This is a genomic window from Micromonospora sicca (assembly GCF_003172935.1).
Taxonomy (GTDB): Bacteria; Actinomycetota; Actinomycetes; order Mycobacteriales; family Micromonosporaceae; genus Micromonospora; species Micromonospora sicca.
Genome location: NZ_QGKS01000462.1, coordinates 1 through 5,386, shown reverse-complemented (window position 1 = coordinate 5,386; position 5,386 = coordinate 1). Strand labels below are relative to the sequence as shown.

The window sequence follows — 5,386 nt, the reverse complement described above, 5'->3', positions numbered from 1 at the left end:
AAGATTGTCCGGCGGTGTCCTACTCTCCCACACCCTCCCGAGTGCAGTACCATCGGCGCTGGAGGGCTTAGCTTCCGGGTTCGGAATGTTACCGGGCGTTTCCCCTCCGCCATGACCGCCGTAACTCTATCGACATGTCAAACAACCAACCAACCAGCAAATCCACTGGGGGTGTTGTTCGTTTGTCGGGAGTTGCACAGTGGACGCGTAGCAGCTTCGTAGTCAAGTCCTCGGCCTATTAGTACCGGTCAACTGAACCCGTTACCGGGCTTACATTTCCGGCCTATCAACCCAGTCGTCTAGCTGGGGGCCTTACCCCACAAAAGTGGGTGGGATACCTCATCTTGAAGCGAGCTTCCCGCTTAGATGCTTTCAGCGGTTATCCCTTCCGAACGTAGCTAACCAGCCGTGCCCCTGGCGGGACAACTGGCACACCAGAGGTTCGTCCGTCCCGGTCCTCTCGTACTAGGGACAGCCCTTCTCAAGTATCCTACGCGCACGGCGGATAGGGACCGAACTGTCTCACGACGTTCTAAACCCAGCTCGCGTACCGCTTTAATGGGCGAACAGCCCAACCCTTGGGACCTGCTACAGCCCCAGGATGCGACGAGCCGACATCGAGGTGCCAAACCATCCCGTCGATATGGACTCTTGGGGAAGATCAGCCTGTTATCCCCGGGGTACCTTTTATCCGTTGAGCGACACCGCTTCCACATGCCAGTGCCGGATCACTAGTCCCGACTTTCGTCCCTGCTCGACCTGTCAGTCTCACAGTCAAGCTCCCTTGTGCACTTGCACTCAACACCTGATTGCCAACCAGGCTGAGGGAACCTTTGGGCGCCTCCGTTACCCTTTAGGAGGCAACCGCCCCAGTTAAACTACCCACCAGACACTGTCCCTGAACCGGATAACGGTCCGAAGTTAGATACCCAAATCAACCAGAGTGGTATTTCAAGATTGCCTCCACCCATACTGGCGTATGAGCTTCACCGGCTCCCACCTATCCTACACAAGCTAATTCGGATACCAATGTCAAGCTATAGTAAAGGTCCCGGGGTCTTTCCGTCCTGCCGCGCGTAACGAGCATCTTTACTCGTAATGCAATTTCGCCGGGCCTGTGGTTGAGACAGTGGGGAAGTCGTTACGCCATTCGTGCAGGTCGGAACTTACCCGACAAGGAATTTCGCTACCTTAGGATGGTTATAGTTACCACCGCCGTTTACTGGCGCTTAAGTTCTCCGCTTCGCCCCGAAGAGCTAACAGGTCCCCTTAACGTTCCAGCACCGGGCAGGCGTCAGTCCATATACATCGAATTACTTCTTCGCATGGACCTGTGTTTTTAGTAAACAGTCGCTTCCCCCTGCTCTCTGCGGCCATACAACGCTCCACCCGCGTGGGGCTTCACGTCTCCGGCCCCCCTTCTCCCTAAGTTACGGGGGCAATTTGCCGAGTTCCTTAACCACAGTTCGCCCGATCGCCTCGGTATTCTCTACCTGACCACCTGTGTCGGTTTGGGGTACGGGCCGCTAAGAACTCGCTAGAGGCTTTTCTCGGCAGCATAGGATCACTGACTTCACCTGAATCGGCTCGGCATCACGTCTCAGCCTTCATGGCGTGCGGATTTGCCTACACGCCGGCCTACACGCTTACCCCGGCACAACCACCGGCCGGGCTCAGCTACCTTCCTGCGTCACCCCATCGCTTGACTACTACCCGTCAGGTTCCCACGCTCCCCAGTATCGGTCCGAAGACCTCCACCGGTTCGGGTGGTTAGCACAACGAGGTTCGTCAGGGTCGCTCTTTCGCGGGTACGGGAATATCAACCCGTTGTCCATCGACTACGCCTCTCGGCCTCGCCTTAGGTCCCGACTCACCCAGGGCGGATTAGCCTGGCCCTGGAACCCTTGGTCATCCGGCGGAAGGGTTTCTCACCCTTCTTTCGCTACTCATGCCTGCATTCTCACTCGTGCCGCGTCCACAGCTGGGTCACCCCGCTGCTTCACCCCCGGCACGACGCTCCCCTACCCATCCACACACCTGCACGGCACATCAAGGCGCCGCGAGGTTGAAATGTGAATGCCACAGCTTCGGCGGTGTGCTTGAGCCCCGCTACATTGTCGGCGCGGGACCACTTGACCAGTGAGCTATTACGCACTCTTTAAAGGGTGGCTGCTTCTAAGCCAACCTCCTGGTTGTCTATGCGACCCCACATCCTTTTCCACTTAGCACACGCTTAGGGGCCTTAGCTGGTGATCTGGGCTGTTTCCCTCTCGACTACGAAGCTTATCCCCCGCAGTCTCACTGCCGCGCTCTCACTTACCGGCATTCGGAGTTTGGCTGATTTCGGTAAGCTTGTGGGCCCCCTAGACCATCCAGTGCTCTACCTCCGGCAAGAAACACGCGACGCTGCACCTAAATGCATTTCGGGGAGAACCAGCTATCACGGAGTTTGATTGGCCTTTCACCCCTAACCACAGGTCATCCCCCAACTTTTCAACGTTGGTGGGTTCGGCCCTCCACGCGGTCTTACCCGCGCTTCAGCCTGCCCATGGCTAGATCACTCCGCTTCGGGTCTAGGACACGCGACTGAATCGCCCTATTCAGACTCGCTTTCGCTACGGCTCCCCCACACGGGTTAACCTCGCCACGTGCCACTAACTCGCAGGCTCATTCTTCAAAAGGCACGCCGTCACCCCGCAAGGCTCCGACGGATTGTAGGCGAACGGTTTCAGGTACTATTTCACTCCCCTCCCGGGGTACTTTTCACCATTCCCTCACGGTACTCGTCCGCTATCGGTCACCAGGAAGTATTTAGGCTTACCAGGTGGTCCTGGCAGATTCACGGCAGATTTCAGGGGTCCGCCGCTACTCGGGAACACCCACAGAAGGTCAGCAACTTTCACCTACCGGACTCTCACCGTCTACGGTCAGCCATTCCAGACTGTTCGACTAGCCACTGACTTGATAACTTCTCACACGAGTGTCAGCTCGTGTAGCAGGGTCCCACAACCCCGACCACGCAACCCCTGACAGGTATCACACGCAGCCGGTTTAGCCTCAATCCGCTTTCGCTCGCCACTACTCACGGAATCACTATTTGTTTTCTCTTCCTACGGGTACTGAGATGTTTCACTTCCCCGCGTTCCCTCCATACACCCTATGTGTTCAGGTGCAGGTGACACCACATGACTGGTGCCGGGTTTCCCCATTCGGACACCCTGGGATCACAGCTTGGTTGACAGCTCCCCCAGGCCTATCGCGGCCTCCCACGTCCTTCATCGGCTCCTGGTGCCAAGGCATCCACCGTTCGCCCTTGACAACTTGACCACAAAGATGCTCGCGTCCACTGTGCAATTCTCAACAAACGACCAACCCACAACCCGATCCGCCCCACACCAAACCCGACATCCGCCGGCGGTATGCGAGGCCAGGCCATGCCTGGCAACCGTCCCCCACCACAGGTGAGGTCATGGTTCCGAAAGAAACAACCACCGGTTGTTCCTTCAGGACCCAACAGGGTGCTTTGCGCCTCCACTCAGCCGCACCAGGAGGAACCGTTCCCACCACCCGAGGGCAGCTGTACTAGGTATCCCGGCCGTTGCCGAGGAAAAACTCGCCAGTGTCTCCGCCATTGAGCACCCCGACCCGACATTCGCGGGCCGCGGGCTCCATACCGTCTTTCGACGGATGGTGCTCCTTAGAAAGGAGGTGATCCAGCCGCACCTTCCGGTACGGCTACCTTGTTACGACTTCGTCCCAATCGCCAGCCCCACCTTCGACGGCTCCCTCCCTTACGGGTTGGGCCACCGGCTTCGGGTGTTGCCGACTTTCGTGACGTGACGGGCGGTGTGTACAAGGCCCGGGAACGTATTCACCGCAGCGTTGCTGATCTGCGATTACTAGCGACTCCGACTTCACGGGGTCGAGTTGCAGACCCCGATCCGAACTGAGACCGGCTTTTTGGGATTCGCTCCACCTCACGGTATCGCAGCCCATTGTACCGGCCATTGTAGCATGCGTGAAGCCCTGGACATAAGGGGCATGATGACTTGACGTCATCCCCACCTTCCTCCGAGTTGACCCCGGCAGTCTTCGATGAGTCCCCGCCATAACGCGCTGGCAACATCGAACGAGGGTTGCGCTCGTTGCGGGACTTAACCCAACATCTCACGACACGAGCTGACGACAGCCATGCACCACCTGTGACCGCCCCCGAAGGACCCGACATCTCTGCCGGTTTTGCGGCCATGTCAAACCCAGGTAAGGTTCTTCGCGTTGCATCGAATTAATCCGCATGCTCCGCCGCTTGTGCGGGCCCCCGTCAATTCCTTTGAGTTTTAGCCTTGCGGCCGTACTCCCCAGGCGGGGCGCTTAATGCGTTAGCTGCGGCACAGGGAACCGGAGAGGCCCCCCACACCTAGCGCCCAACGTTTACAGCGTGGACTACCAGGGTATCTAATCCTGTTCGCTCCCCACGCTTTCGCTCCTCAGCGTCAGTATCGGCCCAGAGACCCGCCTTCGCCACCGGTGTTCCTCCTGATATCTGCGCATTTCACCGCTACACCAGGAATTCCAGTCTCCCCTACCGAACTCTAGCCTGCCCGTATCGACTGCAGGCCCGCGGTTGAGCCGCGGGTTTTCACAGTCGACGCGACAAGCCGCCTACGAGCTCTTTACGCCCAATAAATCCGGACAACGCTTGCACCCTACGTCTTACCGCGGCTGCTGGCACGTAGTTGGCCGGTGCTTCTTCTGCAGGTACCGTCACTCTCGCTTCGTCCCTGCTGAAAGAGGTTTACAACCCGAAGGCCGTCATCCCTCACGCGGCGTCGCTGCATCAGGCTTCCGCCCATTGTGCAATATTCCCCACTGCTGCCTCCCGTAGGAGTCTGGGCCGTGTCTCAGTCCCAGTGTGGCCGGTCGCCCTCTCAGGCCGGCTACCCGTCGTCGCCTTGGTAGGCCATCACCCCACCAACAAGCTGATAGGCCGCGAGCCCATCCCAGGCCGAAAAACTTTCCACCAAGCCTCATGCGAGGCCAGGTCATATTCGGTATTAGCCCCGGTTTCCCGGGGTTATCCCAAAGCCTAGGGCAGGTTGCTCACGTGTTACTCACCCGTTCGCCGCTCGAGTACCCCGAAGGGCCTTTCCGCTCGACTTGCATGTGTTAAGCACGCCGCCAGCGTTCGTCCTGAGCCAGGATCAAACTCTCCAACAAAAACCTGTTGAAACAGTCATCCCGGCAACAAAAAGTGTTGCCAAAGGAATCCCAACCAACAATCCCCCCAAAGGAGAACTGCCAGTCCGGGGTATAAATCAATTTGGCACTGGCTTATCAAGCACCCTGTTGAGTTCTCAAAGAACAACCACACACCATCCAGAAGCCC

General features: G+C 58.1%; 3 rRNA genes. All 3 read right to left on the bottom strand.

Going from position 1 to position 5,386, the window contains the following annotated elements:
• Positions 1-6: 6 nt before the first annotated feature.
• The 3 genes from rrf to DKT69_RS34240 all read right to left on the bottom strand — a co-directional run bounded on the left by rrf (position 7) and on the right by DKT69_RS34240 (position 5,217).
• Positions 7-123 (bottom strand): 5S ribosomal RNA (gene rrf / locus DKT69_RS34250).
• A 95-nt stretch (positions 124-218) separates the two neighbouring features.
• Positions 219-3,327 (bottom strand): 23S ribosomal RNA (locus DKT69_RS34245).
• Between the two features lie 374 nt (positions 3,328-3,701).
• Positions 3,702-5,217, bottom strand: a 16S ribosomal RNA gene (locus DKT69_RS34240).
• The 16S, 23S and 5S rRNA genes sit together here, the layout of an rRNA operon.
• Positions 5,218-5,386: the final 169 nt, after the last annotated feature.